The 19972-nt window shown below is 63.9% G+C and carries 18 protein-coding genes and 1 tRNA gene; 7 read left to right on the top strand and 12 right to left on the bottom strand.

The window, feature by feature from the left end:
• Nucleotides 1–52: 52 nt before the first annotated feature.
• Together NKI24_RS05475 and NKI24_RS05470 are read right to left on the bottom strand one after the other, a co-directional pair.
• The gene (locus NKI24_RS05475) at nucleotides 53–2719 is read right to left on the bottom strand and encodes a caspase family protein (protein ID WP_352453678.1); all 2667 of its coding nucleotides are present in this window, start codon (nucleotides 2717–2719) and stop codon (nucleotides 53–55) included.
• A gap of 58 nt (nucleotides 2720–2777) precedes the next feature.
• The gene (locus tag NKI24_RS05470) at nucleotides 2778–3347 is read right to left on the bottom strand and encodes an NADPH-dependent FMN reductase (protein WP_352453679.1); all 570 of its coding nucleotides are present in this window, start codon (nucleotides 3345–3347) and stop codon (nucleotides 2778–2780) included.
• 184 nt (nucleotides 3348–3531) lie between these two features.
• Here NKI24_RS05470 and NKI24_RS05465 point away from each other — a divergent pair, with 184 nt between their 5' ends.
• Nucleotides 3532–4905 carry a cytochrome P450 gene (locus NKI24_RS05465; RefSeq protein ID WP_352453680.1) on the top strand — a complete coding sequence of 458 codons (1374 nt, stop codon included), beginning with the start codon at nucleotides 3532–3534 and terminating at the stop codon, nucleotides 4903–4905.
• Nucleotides 4906–4926: 21 nt separating this feature from the next.
• Here NKI24_RS05465 and NKI24_RS05460 read toward each other — a convergent pair whose 3' ends face one another.
• Nucleotides 4927–5901: a complex I NDUFA9 subunit family protein gene (locus tag NKI24_RS05460; protein WP_352453681.1), complete on the bottom strand. Its 975-nt coding sequence runs from the start codon at nucleotides 5899–5901 to the stop codon at nucleotides 4927–4929.
• Between the two features lie 244 nt (nucleotides 5902–6145).
• Here NKI24_RS05460 and NKI24_RS05455 point away from each other — a divergent pair, with 244 nt between their 5' ends.
• Nucleotides 6146–6418, top strand: a complete 273-nt coding sequence (locus NKI24_RS05455; RefSeq protein ID WP_352453682.1) for a hypothetical protein — start codon at nucleotides 6146–6148, stop codon at nucleotides 6416–6418.
• Between the two features lie 57 nt (nucleotides 6419–6475).
• Here NKI24_RS05455 and NKI24_RS05450 read toward each other — a convergent pair whose 3' ends face one another.
• From NKI24_RS05450 to NKI24_RS05430, 5 genes are all read right to left on the bottom strand, one after another.
• Nucleotides 6476–7477 (bottom strand): Ldh family oxidoreductase, encoded by a 1002-nt coding sequence (locus tag NKI24_RS05450; RefSeq protein ID WP_023676270.1) that lies wholly within the window; start codon nucleotides 7475–7477, stop codon nucleotides 6476–6478.
• Between the two features lie 111 nt (nucleotides 7478–7588).
• Entirely contained in the window at nucleotides 7589–8395 is an 807-nt protein-coding gene (locus NKI24_RS05445) for an ABC transporter permease (protein WP_352453686.1), read from the bottom strand.
• A gap of 14 nt (nucleotides 8396–8409) precedes the next feature.
• The gene (locus NKI24_RS05440) at nucleotides 8410–9075 is read right to left on the bottom strand and encodes an ABC transporter permease (protein ID WP_352453687.1); all 666 of its coding nucleotides are present in this window, start codon (nucleotides 9073–9075) and stop codon (nucleotides 8410–8412) included.
• 212 nt (nucleotides 9076–9287) lie between these two features.
• Entirely contained in the window at nucleotides 9288–10082 is a 795-nt protein-coding gene (locus NKI24_RS05435; RefSeq protein ID WP_352743813.1) for a transporter substrate-binding domain-containing protein, read from the bottom strand.
• A 50-nt stretch (nucleotides 10083–10132) separates the two neighbouring features.
• Nucleotides 10133–10942, bottom strand: coding sequence for an ABC transporter ATP-binding protein (locus NKI24_RS05430; RefSeq protein WP_352743811.1), 810 nt, complete (start codon nucleotides 10940–10942; stop codon nucleotides 10133–10135).
• Nucleotides 10943–11160: 218 nt separating this feature from the next.
• Between NKI24_RS05430 and NKI24_RS05425 the strand changes: the two genes are divergently transcribed.
• The 3 genes from NKI24_RS05425 to NKI24_RS05415 are packed head-to-tail and all read left to right on the top strand — an operon-like array spanning nucleotide 11161 to nucleotide 14351.
• The gene (locus NKI24_RS05425) at nucleotides 11161–12009 is read left to right on the top strand and encodes a dimethylarginine dimethylaminohydrolase family protein (protein ID WP_352743990.1); all 849 of its coding nucleotides are present in this window, start codon (nucleotides 11161–11163) and stop codon (nucleotides 12007–12009) included.
• On the top strand, nucleotides 12006–13586 hold the full coding sequence (locus NKI24_RS05420) for a 5-guanidino-2-oxopentanoate decarboxylase (protein WP_352743809.1): 1581 nt from the start codon (nucleotides 12006–12008) through the stop codon (nucleotides 13584–13586). Before NKI24_RS05425 ends, NKI24_RS05420 begins: the two co-directional genes overlap by 4 nt.
• Before the next feature lie 57 nt (nucleotides 13587–13643).
• Complete coding sequence (locus NKI24_RS05415) at nucleotides 13644–14351, top strand: SDR family NAD(P)-dependent oxidoreductase (RefSeq protein WP_352453685.1); 708 nt, start codon at nucleotides 13644–13646, stop codon at nucleotides 14349–14351.
• 104 nt (nucleotides 14352–14455) lie between these two features.
• Here NKI24_RS05415 and rpsA read toward each other — a convergent pair whose 3' ends face one another.
• The 3 genes from rpsA to aroA form a co-directional block, all read right to left on the bottom strand.
• Nucleotides 14456–16153 (bottom strand): 30S ribosomal protein S1, encoded by a 1698-nt coding sequence (gene rpsA, locus NKI24_RS05410; RefSeq protein WP_023676278.1) that lies wholly within the window; start codon nucleotides 16151–16153, stop codon nucleotides 14456–14458.
• 205 nt (nucleotides 16154–16358) lie between these two features.
• Nucleotides 16359–17009 carry a (d)CMP kinase gene (cmk, locus tag NKI24_RS05405; RefSeq protein WP_352448426.1) on the bottom strand — a complete coding sequence of 217 codons (651 nt, stop codon included), beginning with the start codon at nucleotides 17007–17009 and terminating at the stop codon, nucleotides 16359–16361.
• Nucleotides 17010–17282: 273 nt separating this feature from the next.
• Nucleotides 17283–18641 carry a 3-phosphoshikimate 1-carboxyvinyltransferase gene (gene aroA / locus NKI24_RS05400; RefSeq protein WP_352448427.1) on the bottom strand — a complete coding sequence of 453 codons (1359 nt, stop codon included), beginning with the start codon at nucleotides 18639–18641 and terminating at the stop codon, nucleotides 17283–17285.
• A 194-nt stretch (nucleotides 18642–18835) separates the two neighbouring features.
• On the opposite strand from aroA, the gene NKI24_RS05395 reads away from it, so the two are divergent.
• Both NKI24_RS05395 and NKI24_RS05390 read left to right on the top strand, forming a co-directional pair.
• The gene (locus NKI24_RS05395; RefSeq protein WP_023676282.1) at nucleotides 18836–19225 is read left to right on the top strand and encodes a TIGR02300 family protein; all 390 of its coding nucleotides are present in this window, start codon (nucleotides 18836–18838) and stop codon (nucleotides 19223–19225) included.
• A gap of 163 nt (nucleotides 19226–19388) precedes the next feature.
• Nucleotides 19389–19464: transfer RNA gene (locus NKI24_RS05390), tRNA-Ala, on the top strand.
• A gap of 44 nt (nucleotides 19465–19508) precedes the next feature.
• Here NKI24_RS05390 and NKI24_RS05385 read toward each other — a convergent pair.
• A partial coding sequence (locus NKI24_RS05385; protein WP_352743806.1) for an integrase core domain-containing protein occupies nucleotides 19509–19972 on the bottom strand: 464 nt, incomplete at its 5' end.

Here is a 19972-nt window from a genome sequence, read left to right as displayed (position 1 = left end):
TTTTCCAAGGTTTGCAGGCATTTCGGAACGGAATGACCATCGCGTGAGCCGGCTACCGGCGCCTGGCTTCGATCCTGGCCAGCCGCTCACGTAAAAACTTGATCATGAACTTGTGGCGCGGTGCCAACCGCCCGCTCCGGTCGAGCTCGAGCGTCATGTCGAGCGCCTTGGAAAGCACAGCCTTCGGGTCCTTTGCGACTTGGGCGTAGTCGATATAGGCGACCACCAGGTCGCGCTGCCAGGTGGCGTTGTCCGGATCGGACCGGGCAAGTTTCTCGCGAATGGCCAGGCTGTCCTGAAGGGCTTGCCGGGCGCCCCTGACGTCGCGCTGCCTGAGGCGCAGCGTGGCGACTTCGGACAGCGTTATCGATAAGTCCCGCTGCCAGTCGGAATTGGCGGGATCGAGCTTGGCCAGCCTCTGCGCAATCGCGTAGCTGTCCAGATAGGCTTTCAGCGCGCCTTTGTGGTCGCCCTGTATCGCCAGGACGCCGGCGACTTTCTCGATGCACACGGACAGGTCGCGCTGCCATTCGGTGTTGTTCGGGTCGCCGGCGGCGAGCGCGCTGGCCTGGGAAAGTGCCTCACGATAAGCCGAAAGTGCCGCCGGCCAATTCTGCTGGTCGCTCAGCGCATTGCCGATCTTGGCGTTGCCGACCGACAGGTCGCGCTTCAACTCGGTGTCGTCCGGATCGCGTTTCGCCAGTTGTTTGACGATCGCCAGACCTTCCTTGTAGGCCGCCAGCGCCCCGGCGGCGTCGCCGCGTTCGCGCAGCAGGTCGCCTATCGTATCGTGGCTGACCGAGACGTCACGCTGCCGGTCGGCGTCTCCCGGTTTGTCCGCCGCCAGCGCCAGCCGCACCTTCAGGCTCTCTTCATAGGCCGCCTGTGCGTTTTCCAGTTGGCCTGCGATATGGGCAAGGTGACCGATCTCATCGTAGGTGATGGTCAGGTCGCGCTGCAGTTCGGCACGGTCGGGCTCTCCGGCGGCGAGCTGCTTCTTGATGGACAGGCTTTCCTGGTAGACCTCTGCGGCGCCGGCCAGATCGCCTTGCGTCGCCAATACGTTGCCGATCTTGTCGTCGGCCATGGCGAGGTCGCCGAACCACTCCAGATCGTCCGGTTCTGCCTCGGTCAGGCCCTGCAGAATGGTCTTGGCGGTCTCATAATTCTGCAGCGCTGACGGCAGATTGCCTTGCGCCATCCGCATGTTGCCCAGCTTGACGTGGCTGACGGCGAAGTCGCGCTTCACGTTGGGATCGGTTTCATGATGCGACCGCCGCTCGAGATCGGCTTGCAGCGCCTCGAAGGCACGGCCAGCCGCATCGATATTGCCGACCGTGGTATAGAGCTTGCCGAGCTCGTCCAGCGTGCGGATCAAGCGGTCGGCGTCGTCGAGCGACAGCACAACCTGTCCGGCTTCGCCATAAAGCGCGAGCACGGATTCATAGTCCCTGATGGCTGTGGCGTAGTCGAGGTCGGCGCGCGCGGCCCCGCCGGACAGATAGCGCGTTGCGGCCTCGGAGAGCGTGCGGCTGACGAAATTGGCCTTCAGCGCGTTGCGCGAGACATTGTCGATCTCGGCTGCCTCGGCGAGCTTTTTACGCGCGGCATCGAACGCTCCCAGCGAAAGCTGCTCTTCGGCCTGCCGGCGCAACGCTGCCACCCGCAGATCGTCGGAGCCAAGCGTCTGCATTTCGCTCCGCACCTTGACGAAGGCGTCGGCTGCCTCACGCAGCCTGGCGTTCAGACTGTCCGCGGAGAGGTGGCCGGCATCGGAACTGATCAACGCGCCATAGAGCGGTGCCAGCGGCATGTCGGCGTCGCTGGCGATCTTCTCCACTTCGCCGCGCATCGCGGGCGTCACCTCGGCCATGGCCAGCAACAGGCGTTCGCGTTCCGGCAATTTCTCCTTGGCCGAGGCGGCAAAGAACAGCTGCGGCAGGCCGCTCTCGACATAGGGCAATTGCTTGCCGCGCGAGAGGTCGTAGACCTCCTGCTGCACGAGCGTCAGCACGGAGCGGATCTCGAGACCTTCGGTGCCGAGGTATTTCGTCAGCGCCGCGGTAAACGGCGAATTCTGGTCCGTCCCATCCGCGGCGGTCTCGCCGGGCGCCGCCGAGAAGGCAAACAGGATGTTTTCTGCCCGCCCGATGCGGCCAAGACCCGGCCGGACCTTGTCGCTGACCTCTTTTACCAGCGCCGTTGCGCCGCGGCCTTCGCCGCCCGTAGCCGCAAACGGATCGCTGCGGCAGGCATCGAGCACGATCAGTCCGACCTTGCTGGTGGCGGCGACGGTCGCGCGGATCTCCTCCAGCGGCAGGCTGGTCCTTTCCAGCGTAGCGAGCGACGACGCGTCTGCATCGACCGGCAGGAGCCGGTTCTCGCCGGCGATCTCGACGCCGTGGCCGGAGAAGAACACCAGCGCCACGTCGGCGCCTTTGGCATCCTCGCGGAAATCGTCGAGCGCCCGGCGCATGCGCCGCAGGTCGCGGTTGGTTTCGAGGAAGACCTCGAAATCGAGCTTCCTCAGCACCGTTTCCATGACCTCGCCGTCATTGACGGGATTGGCGAGCGGCCGGATCAGCCGATAGTCGTTCTCGGCGATGACCAGCGCAACGCGCCGCTCCGCCGCAGCAGCGGAACCGGTCGAGAGGATCAGCAGCAAGGCAAACAGAAGACGCAAATCGAACCGCCCCGGCTCGGTCATTTGCCGGAGCATTCCATCTCTTTATGGCATGAGCAAGTTACGGCATCGGCAAGCTGGGCCGTTCGCGTTGTCAGCCGACCCGCATCGGCTTCAGCGCTTCGCTCCAGCGGAACAGCTCGTCCAGCATGGTCCTGGCCCCGCCGAGCACCTGCTCGCTGGGGAAGAAGGCGCCGGTCTCGTCGAGCAGCTTCTGGTACATCGGCAGCGCCACGCCTTCCGGAATCGGCATGACGCCGACGGAGGTCAGCAGCGGTTTGATCGCCTGCGCCGCTCGCAGGCCACCGGAGACACCGCCGTAGCTGAGGATGGCGGCCGGCTTGTATCGCCATTCCCTGAGCAGGTAGTCGACCGCGTTGACGATCGCGGGGGCTGCGAAATAATTGTATTCCGGCGCTACGAAGACGAATGCGTCGGCGGCGTCGATTGCCTTCGACCACGCTTTCGTGTGGCTGTTTTCGTATTTGGCGAGTCTCGGATGATGCGGCTCGTCCAGCACCGGCAAGTTGAAGGCGGCGATGTCGGTGAGCACCGGCTCGAATTTCCCGTGCTCGCGCGCAAAGCTCTCCAGCCAATTTGCGAAAACCGGCCCGGCGCGGCCCGGCCGCGTGCTGCCGATGATGACGTTCAACTGGTGCTTCAAGGCAGGCTCCCGCCGGTTAGTGGCATCTGTGGTGCTGCCACCTAAGACACGCAGCCCGACACAGCAAGCAGGCACTTTCCGGTGCCCCGGTCACATTCCAGAGAGCGGATGCATCACCTTGTCGTCCACTCACATGGACGCCTGCCTTGCCCGCCACTACATTGAGGTGTCAGCGGAGCAAGTCATGGACAGTCAGCCCGTCCCCTTCGTCCCGCCGGCGCCGAAGCCGCGCACCGCGCCGCCCTCGACGCTGGAGATGATCCGCATCGTCTACCGCAATCCGCTCGAACTGTGGGGCGAGCCGACCTACAACGAGCCCTGGATTTCGGTGACCGGCATCGGCGGGCCGCTGGTCATCGCCAACGACCCCGGTCTCATTCGCCACGTGCTTGTCGATAACGCCAAGAACTACAAGATGGCGACGGTTCGCCAGCTGATCCTGCGGCCGATCCTGCGCGACGGCTTGCTGACCGCCGAGGGCGAGGTGTGGAGGCGTTCACGCAAGGCGATGGCGCCGGTGTTCACGCCGCGCCATATCTTCGGTTTTGCCGAGCCGATGCTGAGGCGCACGCGGGAGTTCGTCACGCGCTACGAGGGCGGCGGTACGTTCGACATCGCTCACGACATGACGCTGCTTACCTTTGACATCCTGGCCGAGACGCTGTTTTCCGGTGAGATTTCAGGCGAGCCGGGCAGCTTTGCCAAGGAGATCGACCGCCTGTTCGAGACCATGGGTCGGGTCGATCCACTCGACCTTTTGCGGGCACCCGATTGGCTGCCGCGTCTGACCCGCATCCGCGGCCGCAAGACCATGGCCTACTTCCGCAAGATCGTCACCGACACGGTGCAAATGCGCGAGGCGCGGTTGAAGCGTGATCCGGACACGGTGCCGCAGGATTTTCTCACGCTGCTGTTGAAAGCGGAGGGACCGGGCGGGCTGACCCGGGCCGAGGTCGAGGACAACATCATCACCTTTATCGGTGCCGGCCACGAGACTACGGCCAGGGCGCTCGGCTGGACGCTCTACTGCCTTGCCGAAGCGCCGTGGGAGCGCGAAAAGATCGAGCGCGAGATCGATGCCGTGCTGGCGCGTGAGCCCGACCCGACGAAATGGCTCGACGCCATGCCGCTCACCCGCGCCGCCTTCGACGAGGCGCTCAGGCTCTATCCGCCGGCGCCGTCGATCAACCGCGAACCGATCGAGCCCGAAACCTGGAACGGCCTCTACATACCGCGACGTGCCGCGGTGCTGGTGATGCCGTGGGTCGTCCACCGCCATCGGAAATTGTGGGACCGGCCCGACGCTTTCATGCCGGAACGCTTCCATCCGGGAAACCGCGAAAAGATCGATCGTTTCCAGTATTTGCCGTTCGGCGCCGGCCCCCGCGTCTGCATCGGCGCCAGCTTCGCCATGCAGGAGGCGATCATCGCGTTGGCGATCATGCTGTCGCGCTACCGTTTCGACGCCACCGCGGAAACCCGCCCCTGGCCGGTGCAGAAGCTGACGACGCAGCCGCAAGGCGGCCTGCCGATGCAGGTCACCCGGCGCGGCTCGTAGGCAACCGCACGTCCGTTCGTGTTATGCGGCGGACTTGCGTTGGAACTGGCCGGCGGCGCGGTAGCGCCAGAGATAGCTGGGCAGAATGGTTCCGATCGACCGTGGCTGGATCCCGAGGCCGGCGAGCGTCCTGTTGTCCTTGACGGCGGCTTCCGACACCACATTGTGCTGGCGCAACAGCAGGACCTGGTCCTTGGTCAACAACGGATTGGGCAGCAGCCCGAGAATTGATGCCTGGAGGTTCGCCAGCCACCATGGCACGGGCAGCAAAAACCGCTTGCGTTCGATGATGACAAGCAGCTCTTGCATGCATTCCTTGAAGGTAAGCACCTGCGGCCCGCCGAGTTCATAGATCCGGCCGCCCTGGACCTTGCCGTCGACCGAGTGCGCCACCGCTTCGGCGACGTCGCCGACATAGACCGGCTGGAATTTCGTCTGCCCCCCGCCGATCAGCGGCAGCACTGGGGAAAAGCGGGCCATGTTGGCAAAGCGGTTGAAGAAACCGTCCTCCGGCCCGAAATTGATCGATGGCCGCAAGATCACGGCGTCTTGGACCGTCTCAAGAACGGCCTTTTCGCCGAGCGCCTTGGTACGCGCGTAGTCCGATTGCGCGTGGAGGTCCGCTCCCAGAGCCGAAATGTGGGTGAGGCCGGCGCCGACGGCGCGCGCCGCTTCGGCAATAGCGCGCGCGCCGAACTCGTGGACGGCAGTAAATTTCTGCCGGCCGGCCTCATGCGCGATCGCCACCAGATTGACGACATGGTCGGCGCCTTGCACGGCGCGGTCGACCGACCAGCGCACCCGGACATTGGCCTGCACCGGCTGAATCTGCCCGACATTGCCAAGCGGTTGCAAATGGCCGGCGAGATCGGGCCGACGGCAGGCGACCCGGATGCGGTAGCCGCGCTTGGCCAGCGCCCGCACGACATGACGACCGACAAAGCCGGAGCCGCCGAAAACGACGACGAGCTTTGGGGTCTGAAGGATTTCGGTCATGGCTGGCTCCGGCGTGCTATCCAGATGGTTTGGTTTGAAGCCGTTTCATAGTCGGTTTCGCACCAAAGGCAAAGGGCGACCATGGGTCGCCCGGCATTGTTGAAGCATGATTTCCGGTATCAGTTGGAAACGGCAGAAAACCCGCCGACGCCCGGCTTTAGGTAACTCCATTCGGGACAGGAACCGTTGTTCCGGCCGGCGATTTTAGGATGTATGGTTTGATTCCGAATGGAGGATATTGCCGATGACGACAAAACGCGTTGCGATCTTCGCTCTGGCGTTCGCAACAGGCTGCAGCGTCGGTGCCTCGGCATTCGCGGCAAACCGGCATCACCACCAAGCTCAACCCGAACGCTACGTTCCGGCCAACGGCAACATCATCGACATTCTGTTCGGTGGCCCGCGCTACTATGACAACCACCTGTTCACGACGGCCGCCGAACCCTGCTCCTACAACAGGGTAGGGCCGGACGCGAATGCGGCGAACGTCATCAACGATCATTATTGCGGGAAGTAGGCTCGCGCTGCCGGATCGGCCGGCCTCGTCAGCCGCTCATCGGACAAACGAATTTCTTCAGGACGAATAGCGCGCGGCGAATTCGGAAATGCGTTGCACCACGGCTTTCGGCGCGCTTATGCCGCGCGCCGCCGCCTTCTCCGCGGCCTCGGCCCGGGCACGCCCCGGCACATGCACGCCATAGCGCCGCCGCAGCCGGTCGAGCTGATCCTTCATCCGCTTTTCGAAGTCCGGATCGAGCAGCTTGGGCTCGACGGCAAGCACGAACAGGCCGGTCCCCGGACTGTCCGGCCCGCCGCTGAACCATGGCGCATCGAGCGACCAGTTGGCGCCCGACAGGCCCGCAGCCAGCACCTCGACCATCAACGCGATGTTGGCGCCGCGCTGGCCGCCGAAGGCAAGCATGGCGCCCTTCATGGCAGCTGCCGGGTCCGTGGTCGGATTGCCGCTGGCATCCAGTGCCCAGCCTTCGGGTATCTTCTTGCCGTCCTCGGCCGCCTTGCGGATGTTGACGAAGGCGGTGGCGCTCGACGACTGGTCGATGACCAGCGCCGCCCCGTCCGCGGCGGGTGCCGCAAAGGACATCGGGTTGGTGCAGTAGACCGGCTTGACCGAGCCCGAGCCGGCAAGCACGGCCGGGCCGTTGGTGGCGGCGAACGATACCAATCCCTGCGCGGCCAGCCGTCCGGTGAAATAGCCGAGCGCGCCGCATGTATAGGCATTCTTCTGTGAAAAGATGGCGACGCCGAACAGTCGCGCCGCCTTGGCGAGGTCATCGATCGTGCGGTCGAAACCGGTATGCGCCAGTCCGCCGCGGGCATCGGAGAGATAGACTGCGAGCGCCGGCCTGGTGATCACCGGATCGGCATTGCCGTCGATACGGCCGGCTTCCAGCGCTTCGAGATAATCGATGAAATGCGACAGCCCGACGGTCGACAGTCCTTCCGCCTCGGCCGCGACGATCGAGGCAGCCAGCGACTGCGCTGCCTCTTCGTTTGCGCCGGCGCCAAGTGCGGCCATCCGGCACAGCCCTGTCGCCTGGTCGAGACTGAGTTGCATTGTGATTGCCATGGATATCTGAGGGAATGGGTGAATGGTGAATGGTGAGTGGGATTTAGCCGGTAACACTACGGGCTACTCACTACTGACTATTCACCATTCACCATTCACCTAACCAATCTTGTTCGGAATCCGCGCCTCGATCTTGCCCAGAGCGAAGACGAGGATGCCGGTGATCGCCATATAGATCAACGCCAGGAGCAGCAAGGGTTCATAGGTGAGGTAGGTATCCTGACGCACCTTTGAAGAGACGGCGAATATATCGATCACGCTGATGGTCGCCACCAGCGGCGTCGATTTCAGCTGCAGCACGGTTTCGCCCGTCAGTGTCGGCAGCGCGCGATAGAAGGCCTGCGGCAGCCAGATTCGCTGGAATGTCTTCCAACGGCTCATGCCGAAAGCGCGGGCTGCTTCCAATTGGCCTTTCGGCACGCCGGCAAAAGCGCCTCGCATCACCTCGCCCTCATAGCCGGCGAAGGACAGCGTCAGCCCGAGAACGCCATAGGGCCATGCCTGCCTGAGATACGGCCACATCCAGGACTCGCGAATCCACGGATATTGTGGAAACAGCGAGCCCAGCCCGTAATAGAGCAGCCAGAGCTGCAGCAGCAGCGGTGTTCCCCTGATGACGGTGCAGAAGACCTTGGCGGGTGCCGCGAACCAGACGGGGCCGGCAGCCTGCGCCAGGCCGAGCGGCACGGCGAGCAGGAAACCCAGTATGCAGGTGACGGCAAGAATCCACAGCGCGCGCCAGATGCCGAGCAACCCCATCCCGTAATATTTAGGCAGCCAGTCCCAGCGCATGAAGACAGCCGCCGCCAAAACCAGTCCCAGCGCGATCAGGATCAGCACGATACGATGCGGCTTCAGCCACAGCGAAGCGCGTGCGGCTATCTCGACGGCCGCTTCGCCAGTCATCACCGGGCCAGCCATCAACGGGCCTCCTTGAGCGAGGGCATGCCGCGGCGGGCCCAGCTCTCGATGCGGCCGATGATCAGGTTGGAAACCAGCGTCAACAGAAGGTAGATCGCGCCGGCGGCGACAAAGAATGTCAGATAGGCTTTGGTGACGCCGGCCGCCTGCCGTGTCGCCAATGTCAGCTCGAAAAAGCCGACGACCGCCAGCAGGGCGGTGTCCTTGGTGGCGATCAGCCAAAGATTGGCAAGGCCGGGTATGGCGAACGGCAGCATCGCCGGCAGCGTGATGCGCCGCAGCAGCAGGCCGGGAGACATGCCATAGGCGCGCGCGGCTTCGATCTGGCCCTGCGGAATGGCGAGGATCGCCCCGCGGATCACCTCGGTCGAATAGGCGCCCTGGACGAAGCCGAGCACGGCAATGCCGGCCGCCAGCCCGCTAATGTCCATGCGCTGATAGCCCATTGCCGTCAGCATCTGATTGATCAGGTCGGTGCCGGCGTAATAGAGCAGAAGGATCAGCACCAGCTCCGGCACGGCGCGCACGACGGTCGTATAGACTGCCAGGAGATCGCGCACCACCGGACCACCATACAGCTTGCCGGAGGCGCCGCCGATACCGATCAAAAGGCCGAGACAGGTGGCGCCGACCGCAATCTCGATCGTATGGAGCAGCCCGACGATGAGCGTTCCACCCCAGCCCGGCGGCACGGGCGAGAGAAGCGCGATGGCAGAGGCGGCCCAAGCCGGAACAAATGCGTCGATCAGCGTCGCCCTCGAATTGCTGGCGCTAAAACCGCCGGCGATTTCCGCCCGCGGAAGCTCGCGTCGATGGATTTCGACCAACCACGCGGCTCTATCGGGGCCGCGTGGTTAATCGCTCATGGATGAGGCCGTCAGTTCGACTGCGTGTCGGAGCCGTAAATATCAAAGTCGAAGTACTTCTTCGAAATCTCGTCATATTTGCCGTTGGCGCGGATGGCCTTGATACCGGCGTTGATCTTTTCCTTCAACGCGGTGTCTTCCTTGCGGACGCCGGCGCCGACGCCGGGCCCGAGAATGGCCAGATCCGGCGCGACCATGCCTTTCAGATCGCAGCATTGCTTGCCCTGGTCCGATTTCAGGAAGGCGTCGAGGGCGATGGAATCGGCCTGCACCGCGTCGACCCGGCCGGCGGCAAGATCCTGGTTGGCCTCGTCCTGGGTCTGGTATTCCTTGATTTCCGCCGCGTCGGCGAAGTGCTTCTTGGCGTAGTCGGCGTGTACGGTCGAGACCTGGACGCCGATGATCTTGCCCTTGAGGTCCTCCGGTGTCGAGCCGAACTTCTGGTCCTTCGGCCCGATGATCGCAGTCGGGGTGTTGTAATATTTGTCGGAGAAGTCGATCGTCTTCTTGCGTTCGTCGGTGATCGACATCGAGCTGGCGATGACGTCGATCTTCTTGGTCGTCAACGCCGGGATGATGCCGTCCCAGGCGACCGGCGTGATGACGCAGTCGAGCTTCTCTTCGGTGCAGACAGCGTCGATGAATTCGATTTCCCAACCGACCCATTTGCCGGAAGCATCCGGCGAGGTGAACGGCGGATAGGGCTCGGCAGCGACACCGATCTTGACCGGATCGGCCTTGGCCACGCCCACGGCGGCAACGCCAAGCAGCAGCGCTGCCGCAAAGGTCTTGAGAATAATCTTCATCGTCATGACTCCCAGTTTGTTGTTGTTCCCGGTTTTCGTCCGCCCACGGTTTAACTGATGTTGCGGATGAACTGCTTCAGCCTTTCGGATTTTGGTGCGCCGAAGATCTGTTCCGGCGACCCTTCTTCCTCGACCAGCCCGTTATGGAGGTAAACGACATGCGTCGCGACCTCGCGGGCAAACTTCATCTCATGGGTGACCAGCACCATAGTGCGGCCTTCCCGCGCCAGGTCGCCGATCACCTTCAGCACCTCGCCGACCAGCTCCGGGTCGAGCGCCGAGGTCGGCTCATCGAACAGCATGACGCGCGGATTGATGGCCAGCGCCCTGGCGATCGCGGCGCGCTGCTGTTGGCCGCCCGACAGATAAGCGGGATAGACGTCGCGTTTTTCGGCCAGGCCGACGCGGGCGAGCAATTTTTCCGCCTCGCCGATCGCCACATCGCGCTTCACGCCGAGCACATGCACGGGAACCTCGATGACGTTCTCGATCAACGTCATGTGGCTCCACAGATTGAAATTCTGGAAGACCATGCCGAGCTTGGAGCGGATGCGTTCGATCTGCTTGCGGTCGGCGGGCACGGTGTGGCCGTAGCTGTCGGCCTTCAGCTTTATCTCTTCGCCATTGACCCGGATGATGCCGCTGGTCGGGTTCTCCAGGCAGTTGATGCAGCGCAGCAGCGTCGATTTGCCCGAGCCGCTGCCGCCGATGATGGCGATCACCTCGCCGTCGCGAGCCGACAGCGAAACGCCCTTCAATACATGCAGCTTGCCGAAATTCTTGTGCAGGTTCTCGACGTGGATGGCTTCGGCGGCGCCGTTCTGCGCCGTATGCTTCAGGGCGGTGGCCGGCGCTGTCATCGTCGCGGCGCCCCGCGGAGCAGCCGAGGCAGTGCTTGCTGGAATTTTTTACCCATTACCCGTCACTGGACAGCGTTCCGATTCTCAAGATGGACCGTTCCGCTTGTCTCCGTCAACCGCAGTTTTTTGGACCATTGATCACCGCCTGCCGAGTGGCTATTGGCAGGAGGGGCGCGTTTCAGGAGAATTTAGTGGGCAAAGCATACGGGTCGCAGTCGATGGCCGGGACGCTGCAGCGCGTGCTGATGCGCTCCGCTGCCGGCGCCATGCGTCGGGCCGAAGCGCTGGAGTGGCACTATGGCCCCGGCTTCAATCCGCAAAAAGCGGCGGTCCAGCATGATGCGCTGGCCAGGCTGATTTCGGCCTCAGGCGCTGAGATCGAATGGCTGAGTGACGCCGACGACGGGCTTGCCGATTCGGTTTTTACCCACGATCCCTCGCTGATGACCGACCATGGCGCGGTCATCCTTGCCATGGGCAAGGCGCTGCGCCGGCCCGAGCCCAGCCTCCACGAGGCAGCCTATGGGCGCATGGGCATCCCCGTCCTCGGCCGAATCGAGGCTCCCGGCCAGGTCGAGGGCGGCGACTGCGTGTGGGTGGATGCAAACACGCTGGCCATCGGCCGCGGCGTGCGCACCAATCAGCACGGCATCCAGCAGCTCTCCAACCTGCTTTCGCCCAAGGGCATCCAGGTCTATGGCTTCGACCTGCCGCTCTGGCAGGGCGAGGAGGCCTGCCTGCACCTGATGTCGGTGATCAGCCCGCTCGCCGACGATCTGGCGCTGGTCTATGCGCCCCTCCTGCCGGTCGCCTTCCATCAGATGCTGCGCGAACGTGGCATTCGGCTGGTCGACGGCGATGCCGACGAATTCTTCGCCTCGAATGGGCTCAGCCTCAATGTCCTGCCGACCGCGCCGCGCCAGGTTATCGCCGTTGCCGGTTTTCCGAAGACGGCGGCTGCCATGCAGGCCGCTGGCTGTACGGTCTCGACATTCGAGGCCGATGCGCTGTGCATTGCCTGCGAGGGCGGCCCGACCTGCCTCACACGCCCGGTGCTAAGACAATGACGACCATTGGCGAAGCGCTCATCACCTTGCTCGAAGCGCACGGCGTCGACATCGTCTTCGGCATCCCCGGCGTGCACACGGTCGAGCTCTACCGCGGGCTGGCGCGGTCGAAGATCCGTCACATCACGCCGCGCCACGAGCAGGGCGCCGGCTTCATGGCTGACGGCTATGCGCGCGCCAGCGGCAGGCCGGGTATCGCCTTCGTCATCACCGGGCCGGGGCTGACCAACACCATCACCGCCATGGGCCAGGCGCGCGCCGATTCGGTGCCGATGCTGGTAATCTCGGGCGTCAACGCCACACCGACGCTGGGCAAAGGCCTTGGCCATCTGCATGAACTGCCGGACCAGCGCGGCATGATGGAGAAGGTGGCGCTGTTTTCGCACCGTGTCACCGAGGCCGGCGAACTGCCCGGCGTGCTCGCCCGCGCCTTTGCGCTGTTCTCATCCTCGCGTCCGGGTCCGGTGCACATCGAGATCCCGACCGATGTCATGAGCCTGCCTGCCAACGGCATCGTGCCGCTGCTGCGGAGTTCAGCGCCGCCCGAGCCGGATGTGGCGGCGATTGCCGAGGCGGCAAGGCTATGCGCGTCTGCCCGCCGGCCGCTTATCCTGGCCGGCGGCGGCGCTAAAGCGGCCGAAGCGCCGTTGCAGCACCTGGCCGAGAGGCTGGGAGCGCCGGTCGTCCAGACCGCCAATGCGCGCGGCCTGCTCTATCGTCATCCACTTGGCGTGCCGGCCAGCCCCAGCCTGAAGGCGGTGCGTGCGCTGATCGCCGATGCCGACCTGGTCATTGCCGCCGGCACCGAATTCGGTCCGACCGACTATGATGGCTATGGCGACGGCGGTTTTGTCCTGCCCGCCAACCTGATCCGCATCGACATCGGCGCCGACCAGCTTGCCCGCCGGCCTGCGCGGATTTCGATCCAGGCCGATTGCGGAGCGGCGCTCAAGGCGCTGCTTGCCGAAATCGGCACGCACGAGACGCCATTGGATGATGGTTCAGCCCGCGCCGCCGCGACGCGGCAGGCGGCCTTTGCCGAGATCGGCCCGGCCATGCAGGCGCAATTGCGAGCCGTCGAGACGATCCGCGATGCGCTGCCTGGCGCGATCATCGTCGGCGATTCGACCCAGCCGGTCTACGCCGCCAACCTCTATTACGATCACGACCGGCCGGGCGGCTGGTTCAACGCGGCCACCGGCTTCGGCGCGCTCGGCTATGGCCCGCCGGCGGCGATCGGTGCCGTCCTTGCCAGGCCTGAGGCGCCGGTCGTTTGCCTCACCGGCGACGGCGGCTTCCAGTTCACCCTGCCGGAACTGGGCGCCGCGCTCGACGCGGCGGCGCCGGTGATCTTCGCCGTCTGGAACAATCGTGGCTACCGCGAGATCGAAACCTCGATGCTCGACGTCGGCGTCGAGCCGGTCGGCGTCTCCCCGGCACCGCCGGATTTCTGCAAATTGGCCGAAGCCTACGGCATTGCCGCCGAGCGGATTTCTGGCACTGGCGGCTTGGCGGACGCGCTCGGGCGCGCGCGGGCGACTGGACGACCTTACGTCATCGAGATTTCGGTTGAGTGATCGCGCGAAAGGCGCGACCTTCCGCATCGGCGGCGCGCAATGACGGAGCGGTCGAATATGACGGAAACACTGGACGGCAGACATATCGTGGTGACCGGCGGCACCGGTGCCCTTGGCGGCGCGGTCGTAGGAAAACTGCTGGAGCAGGGCGCGATCTGCCATGTGCCCAATGCCCACGCTGCCGCGCCTGCGCATTTTCCCTTTCCGGCGCATGACCGCGTCAGGCTGGCGCACAATGTCGACCTTGCCGACCCTGCCAAGGTCGACGCCTTCTATGCCAGCGTTCCGAATTTATGGGCATCGGTGCATCTGGCCGGCGGCTTCACCGCCGCGCCGGTCGAGAAGATCGAGCCCGCCTCCTTCGCCGAGATGATGGATACCAATGCCCGCACCACCTTCCTGTGCTGCCGCGCGGCGATACGCTCGATGCTGGAATCTTCCGTGCCGGGCCGCATCGTCAATGTCACCGCGCGAGCCGGGCTCGATCCGCGGCGCGGCTCCGGCAAGGTGGCCTACGCCGCCGCCAAGGCGGCAGTCGCCGCGATGACCGTGGCGATAGCCGAAGAGCTGAAGGGCAACGGCATCCTGGTCAACGCCGTGGCGCCCTCGACGCTCGACACGCCGGCCAACCGGGCTGACATGCCGAACGCAGATTTCAGCAGATGGGTCAGCCTTGAAGCGGCCGCCGAGGCCATTGCTTATCTCGCCTCGCCGGCCAACATGGCGATCAGCGGCACGCTGGTGCCACTCTACGGCCGGGCCTGAGCCTGCGGTCCGTCGCAAGCAAAAGGTCACAAGCAAAAGCCCCGCCGGACCGTTCCGGCGGGGCTTTTGTTTCGTTTATAACCCGCGCGAGGCGCGGTGTTGGCTTAGCTGCCCTGCTTCTTCAGCGCGGCACCCAAAATATCGCCCAGCGAAGCGCCGGAGTCGGTCGAACCGTATTGGGCGACCGCTTCCTTCTCTTCGGCGATTTCCAGGGCCTTGATCGAGACCTGCAGCTTGCGGGTCTTCTTGTCGAAGGCGATGACGCGGGCGTCGACTTTCTGGCCGACGGTGAAGCGCTCGGGGCGCTGCTCGTCGCGGTCACGGCTGAGATCGGAGCGCTTGATGAAGGTCTCGATGCCGCTGTCGACCAGCCGCACTTCCAGACCGCCATCCTTCACGCCGATAACCTCGCAGGTGACGACTGCGTTCTTGCGCAGTTCGCCTGACGTCGCTGCTTCGCCAACCGTGTCCTTGGCCAGCTGCTTGATGCCGAGCGAGATGCGCTCCTTGTCTATGTCGACGTCGAGCACCTGCGCCTTGACCATGTCGCCGCGATTGTACTCTTCGATCACCTGCTCGCCCGGACGGGTCCAGTCGAGGTCGGAAAGGTGGACCATGCCGTCGACGTCGCCTTCGAGGCCGATGAACAGGCCGAACTCGGTCTTGTTCTTGACCTCGCCCTCAACCTGGCTGCCGACCGGGTGGCTGCGCGCGAAGGCCTCCCACGGGTTCTCCAGCGTCTGCTTGAGGCCGAGCGAGATGCGGCGCTTGGCCGGATCGACTTCGAGCACCACCACGTCGACTTCCTGCGTCGTCGACAGGATCTTGCCGGGATGCACGTTCTTCTTGGTCCACGACATTTCCGAAACGTGGATGAGGCCTTCGATGCCCGGCTCCAGCTCGACGAACGCGCCGTAGTCGGTGATGTTGGTGACGGTACCCTTGATCTTCTTGCCGATCGGGAACTTGGTGCCGATCTCGGACCACGGATCGCTCTCGAGCTGCTTCATGCCGAGCGAGATGCGGTGGGTTTCCTGGTTGATGCGGATGATCTGCACCTTGACCGTCTGGCCAATATTGAGGATTTCGGTCGGATGGTTGACGCGGCGCCATGCCATGTCGGTGACGTGCAGAAGGCCGTCGATGCCGCCGAGGTCGACGAACGCACCATAGTCGGTGATGTTCTTGACGACGCCTTCGACCACCTGGCCTTCTTCGAGGTTCTGCACGATTTCCGAACGCTGTTCGGCGCGGCTTTCCTCGAGCACGGTGCGGCGCGACACCACGATGTTGCCGCGGCGGCGATCCATCTTGAGGATCTCGAAGGGCTGCGGGTTGTGCATCAGCGGCGAGACGTCGCGGATCGGGCGGATGTCGACCTGGCTGCGCGGCAGGAAGGCCACGGCACCGTCGAGGTCGACGGTGAAGCCGCCCTTGACCTGGTTGAAGATGACGCCTTCGACGCGTTCGCCCTTGGTGAACTTCTCTTCGAGACGGACCCAGCTCTCTTCGCGGCGGGCCTTTTCGCGCGACAGCATGGCTTCGCCAAGCGCGTTCTCGATACGCTCGACATAGACCTCGACCGTGTCGCCGACCTTGAGCGTCGTGTCCTTGCCCTTGACGCCGAATTCCTTCAGCGGCACGCGGCCTTCGACCTTGAGGCCGACGTCGATGATGGCCATGTCCTTCTCAATGGCGGTGATGATGCCCTTGACGACCTGGCCTTCGCCGGAATGGCCGGCGGAAAATGATTCTTCGAGCAGGCTCGCGAAATCATCGCGAGTGGGATTTGCAACTGACATAGTTTCTCCTGGAATGCCCCGCAATCTGTCGCGGGGCGGGCGCCGTGGGTTAGCGTTGCGTTGGCCTGCCAGCGTTCCGGGCAAAAAGCCCTTGGCCGCCCTTGAGCGGCAATTCCGGCGCATGAAGAATGCTGGCAGGCTGGTTCATACCCGATATGGGAAGTCTTTTTGTCGCCGGCAATCGGCGGCGGCAGGAAAACCCGGCTCAGGCTTCGTTTCTCTTGGCCAGGACATCGTCGATGATCGCCTGAGCTGCCAGAAACGCGGCTTCTATAGCCATTTCCGACGTGTCGAGCAAGTGCGCATCGGCGGCCGGCTTCAAGGGCGAGTCCATGCGGCCCATGTCGCGCTCGTCGCGGCGCACGATATCGGCAAGGATTTCATCGAAATTAGCGGTGCCGCCGATGCTCTCGATTTCATCCAGCCGCCGCTTTGCCCGCACTTCGGCACTGGCCGTGACATAGAGCTTCACGTCGGCATTGGGACAGACGACAGTGCCGATGTCGCGGCCGTCGAGCACCGCGCCAGGCGGTGTTCTTGCGAATGCACGCTGCTTGTCGACCAGGATGCGCCGTACCGACGGGATGACAGCCACTTTCGAGGCAGCCTCTCCGACGGCGTGTGCCGCCAGCACCGTCCGGTCGAGCTTTGCCAGATCGACCTGCCGGGCCGCGGTTTCAGCGGCCGAAACATTGTCGAGCGGCAGGCCGAGCCGGAGCAGCGCATGCGCCACCGCGCGATAGGTAAGGCCGGTGTCGAGCAGGTTCAGCCGGTAGTGATCGGCGAGTCGCCGAGCGAGGGTGCCTTTGCCGGCGCCGGCAGGTCCGTCGATGGCGATGGTGAAAGTTGAGGTCATTGGCCGCCCACCGGAATCGAAAAGCGCAATGATCCAGATAGGCGTGGCGATCCTTCGCGCCCCCCTCTGTCCTGCCGGACATCTCCCCCACTTGGGGGGAGATCGGCGGCCATCGCGGCTTTCGCCAATTGTCTACGTCGCAGGATTAAGCGGAGCGCCGAAGCTGCCAATCTCTCTCCTTGTGGGGGAGATGTCCGGCAGGACAGAGGGGGGCGCTGTCCCGCCGACGTTCCAGTTTGGCCCCAACCCCCAAGGCTATTGATTGCCATCAAGCTACTCGATCTTCGCGCCGAGCCCCTTCATCAGGCCCATGAACTCCGGAAAACTCGTCGCGATCATCGCCTGGTCGTCGATGGTCACCGGCTTTTCCGTTGCCAGCCCCATAACCAGAAAACTCATGGCGATGCGGTGGTCGAGATGGGTCTGGACGATGGTGCCCTGTCCGTTGGGGTGTTGGCCGAGGCCCTTGCCGCCGGGTTTTCCGCGCACGACAAGCGAGGCCCCGCCTTCGCTGCAATCGACGCCGTTGAGCTTCAGCCCTTCGGCCACTGCCGACAGCCGGTCGGATTCCTTCACGCGCAGCTCTTCCAGGCCAAGCATCAGCGTTTCGCCCTCGGCAAAGCTGGCCGCCACGGCAAGCACCGGATACTCGTCGATCATCGTCGGCGCCCGTTCCGGCGGTACGGTGACGCCTTTCAGCTCGGAATAGCGTACGCGCAGGTCGGCGACGTCCTCGCCACCTTCGTTGCGCGGATCGATTATGTCGATCCAGGCGCCCATTTCCTGCAGCGTCAACAGAAGTCCAATGCGGGTCGGGTTCATCAGCACGTTTTCGATGGTAATGTCCGAACCCGGCACGATCAGCGCCGCCACCAGCGGAAAGCCGGCCGAGGAGGGGTCGCCAGGCACCGCGATCGTCTGCCCCATGAGCTTGCCCTGGCCTTCGATGAAAATGTGGCGCACGCCGCGCTCGTCGGTCTCGACCGACAAATTGGCGCCGAACCCCTTGAGCATTTTTTCGGTATGGTCGCGCGTCATAACCGGCTCGATTACGGTGGTGATGCCCGGCGTGTTCAGCCCGGCCAGCAGCACCGCCGACTTGACCTGCGCCGATGCCATCGGCACGCGGTAGGTGATCGGCGCGGCGTGCTTGGGCCCGTGCAGCGTGATCGGCATGCGGTCGCCGGGCGTCGCCTTCAGCACCTGCACGCCCATCTGGCGGAGCGGTTCGAGCACCCGGCCCATCGGCCGGCCCGACAGCGAGGCGTCGCCGATGAAGGTGGTTTCCATGTCATAGGTGCCGACCAGGCCCATGGTGAGGCGTGAGCCCGTGCCGGCATTGCCGAAATCGAGCGGGCCTTCCGGCTGCAGCAGCGCGCCGTTGCCGGTACCGCGGATCACCCACTCAGCGCCATGCTTCTCGATATGGGCTCCCATGGCCTTCATGGCAGCGCCCGTACGCATCACGTCCTCGCCTTCCAGCAGCCCGGTGATACGGGTTTCGCCGGAGGCCAGGCCACCGAACATGAACGAGCGGTGCGAGATCGACTTGTCGCCCGGCACCCGTGCCGCGCCTGAAAGGCCAGATGATTTGCGGGCGGTGGCCTGCTTCGGGGCGGCAGTGTGCGACATGGTTCTTTCCTGGAAACGCCGGCGGCCGGCCATTTTCTGCTGGTTTGCGGGGTCTCCTATCATGGCGTACCGAAATGGTCATCCCCTTGGTATGAAGGCCTTCGAATTCAAGCTTTTTGGGACGCCGGCTTTTCGCTTTGACAGCGCCGTAAACTCTGGTTAAGGGGACCAAACTTTCATCGACGAGGCTTGCTGTGGCAAAACCCGAACTTGGCACCAAACGCATCGACCCGGAGACGGGTCGAAAATTCTATGACTTGAACAAGGACCCGATCGTCTCGCCTTACACGGGCAAGAGCTATCCGCGCTCCTATTTCGAAGAAGGCAAGATCGCCGCCCTCGAGGAGGAAGAGGAAGTTGCCGAGAAGGAAGTGGACGCCGAGGAGGAAGAGGGCGTCGAGGTCGTCTCGCTCGAAGAGGCGGACGAGGACGCGAAGGCCGACGAGCTTCCCGATCTCGGCGATGACGAAGACGACGTTGACCTTGGCGATGACGAGGATGACACGTTCCTCGCCGACGAGGAGGAAGAAGACGACGACGTTGCCGACATGATCGGCGTCGGCGAAGACGACGACGAAGTCTGAGCGAACCGCATTCGCCGGCTTTCGCGGCGCTGCCTAGAAAAAGCGGTTCTTGAAGGCTTGATATTGACTGAAGGCGGGGTTAGAAGCCGCCTTCACTAACGGCGCGGTCTAGAACCCGCGCCGGATCTCTTCGCCGGAAACGGCGCCGGTGAACTGCCGGAGTGGGGCCATAGCTCAGTTGGGAGAGCGCTTGAATGGCATTCAAGAGGTCGTCGGTTCGATTCCGATTGGCTCCACCAGTTCTCTCCGTGTCCAACCCGGAGACATGGGTAACAGATTGTACTTAAGACATGGGTGACAACCTCGTGCCGAACGGGTTGTCGATGGTCTGCAAGGTCCTCTGTTCCAAGTCGATATACCCGAGATCGTAATGCATGAAGCTGACGAGCCAAATGCCGTCGTCGATCTCCTTGATTCCCAGCCTCTGACCGGCGAGCACGGTCGAGACGTTGATCTTCTTCCTGTGCATGCAGATGCGGCCGCAAGCGGTAACCAGGATGTCGCGGTCGTGGAAGGGGTATTCCAGTTCCGGCAGGCCGTCATAGGCTCTTGAGGACGGCGTGTAGAGCTCGGCCGGGGTGCGCATGGCGAGCGCCTCGTGTGGCCTTTCCTCATTGAATTCGCTGATGAAAGCGTCGAACCTCGCCTGCTGCTGGAGGATGTTCATGCCGGGCGGCCTGGTCGTCTCTTTCTTTAAGGTCAGATGCATGCGCTCGTGGCGGCCGTTCTGTTGCGGGTTGCCCGGCT

Source organism: Mesorhizobium sp. M0701 (genome assembly GCF_040320365.1).
Lineage (GTDB): Bacteria > Pseudomonadota > Alphaproteobacteria > Rhizobiales > Rhizobiaceae > Mesorhizobium.
The sequence above is the reverse complement of the archived record's forward strand: the minus strand, read 5'-3'. Positions and strand labels throughout refer to the sequence as shown.

Excerpts from the sequence above, each read along its gene's own strand:
- aroA (WP_352448427.1), bottom strand. The coding sequence starts at position 18,641 with ATGTCGCACACTGCCGCCCCGAAGCAGGCCACCGCCCGCAAATCATCT.
- NKI24_RS05435 (WP_352743813.1), bottom strand. The coding sequence starts at position 10,082 with ATGAAGATTATTCTCAAGACCTTTGCGGCAGCGCTGCTGCTTGGCGTT.
- NKI24_RS05415 (WP_352453685.1), top strand. The coding sequence starts at position 13,644 with ATGACGGAAACACTGGACGGCAGACATATCGTGGTGACCGGCGGCACC.
- NKI24_RS05460 (WP_352453681.1), bottom strand. The coding sequence starts at position 5,901 with ATGACCGAAATCCTTCAGACCCCAAAGCTCGTCGTCGTTTTCGGCGGC.
- NKI24_RS05425 (WP_352743990.1), top strand. The coding sequence starts at position 11,161 with ATGGCCGGGACGCTGCAGCGCGTGCTGATGCGCTCCGCTGCCGGCGCC.
- NKI24_RS05450 (WP_023676270.1), bottom strand. The coding sequence starts at position 7,477 with ATGCAACTCAGTCTCGACCAGGCGACAGGGCTGTGCCGGATGGCCGCA.
- NKI24_RS05445 (WP_352453686.1), bottom strand. The coding sequence starts at position 8,395 with ATGACTGGCGAAGCGGCCGTCGAGATAGCCGCACGCGCTTCGCTGTGG.
- NKI24_RS05455 (WP_352453682.1), top strand. The coding sequence starts at position 6,146 with ATGACGACAAAACGCGTTGCGATCTTCGCTCTGGCGTTCGCAACAGGC.
- rpsA (WP_023676278.1), bottom strand. The coding sequence starts at position 16,153 with ATGTCAGTTGCAAATCCCACTCGCGATGATTTCGCGAGCCTGCTCGAA.
- NKI24_RS05430 (WP_352743811.1), bottom strand. The coding sequence starts at position 10,942 with ATGACAGCGCCGGCCACCGCCCTGAAGCATACGGCGCAGAACGGCGCC.
- NKI24_RS05465 (WP_352453680.1), top strand. The coding sequence starts at position 3,532 with ATGGACAGTCAGCCCGTCCCCTTCGTCCCGCCGGCGCCGAAGCCGCGC.
- NKI24_RS05475 (WP_352453678.1), bottom strand. The coding sequence starts at position 2,719 with ATGCTCCGGCAAATGACCGAGCCGGGGCGGTTCGATTTGCGTCTTCTG.
- NKI24_RS05420 (WP_352743809.1), top strand. The coding sequence starts at position 12,006 with ATGACGACCATTGGCGAAGCGCTCATCACCTTGCTCGAAGCGCACGGC.
- cmk (WP_352448426.1), bottom strand. The coding sequence starts at position 17,009 with ATGACCTCAACTTTCACCATCGCCATCGACGGACCTGCCGGCGCCGGC.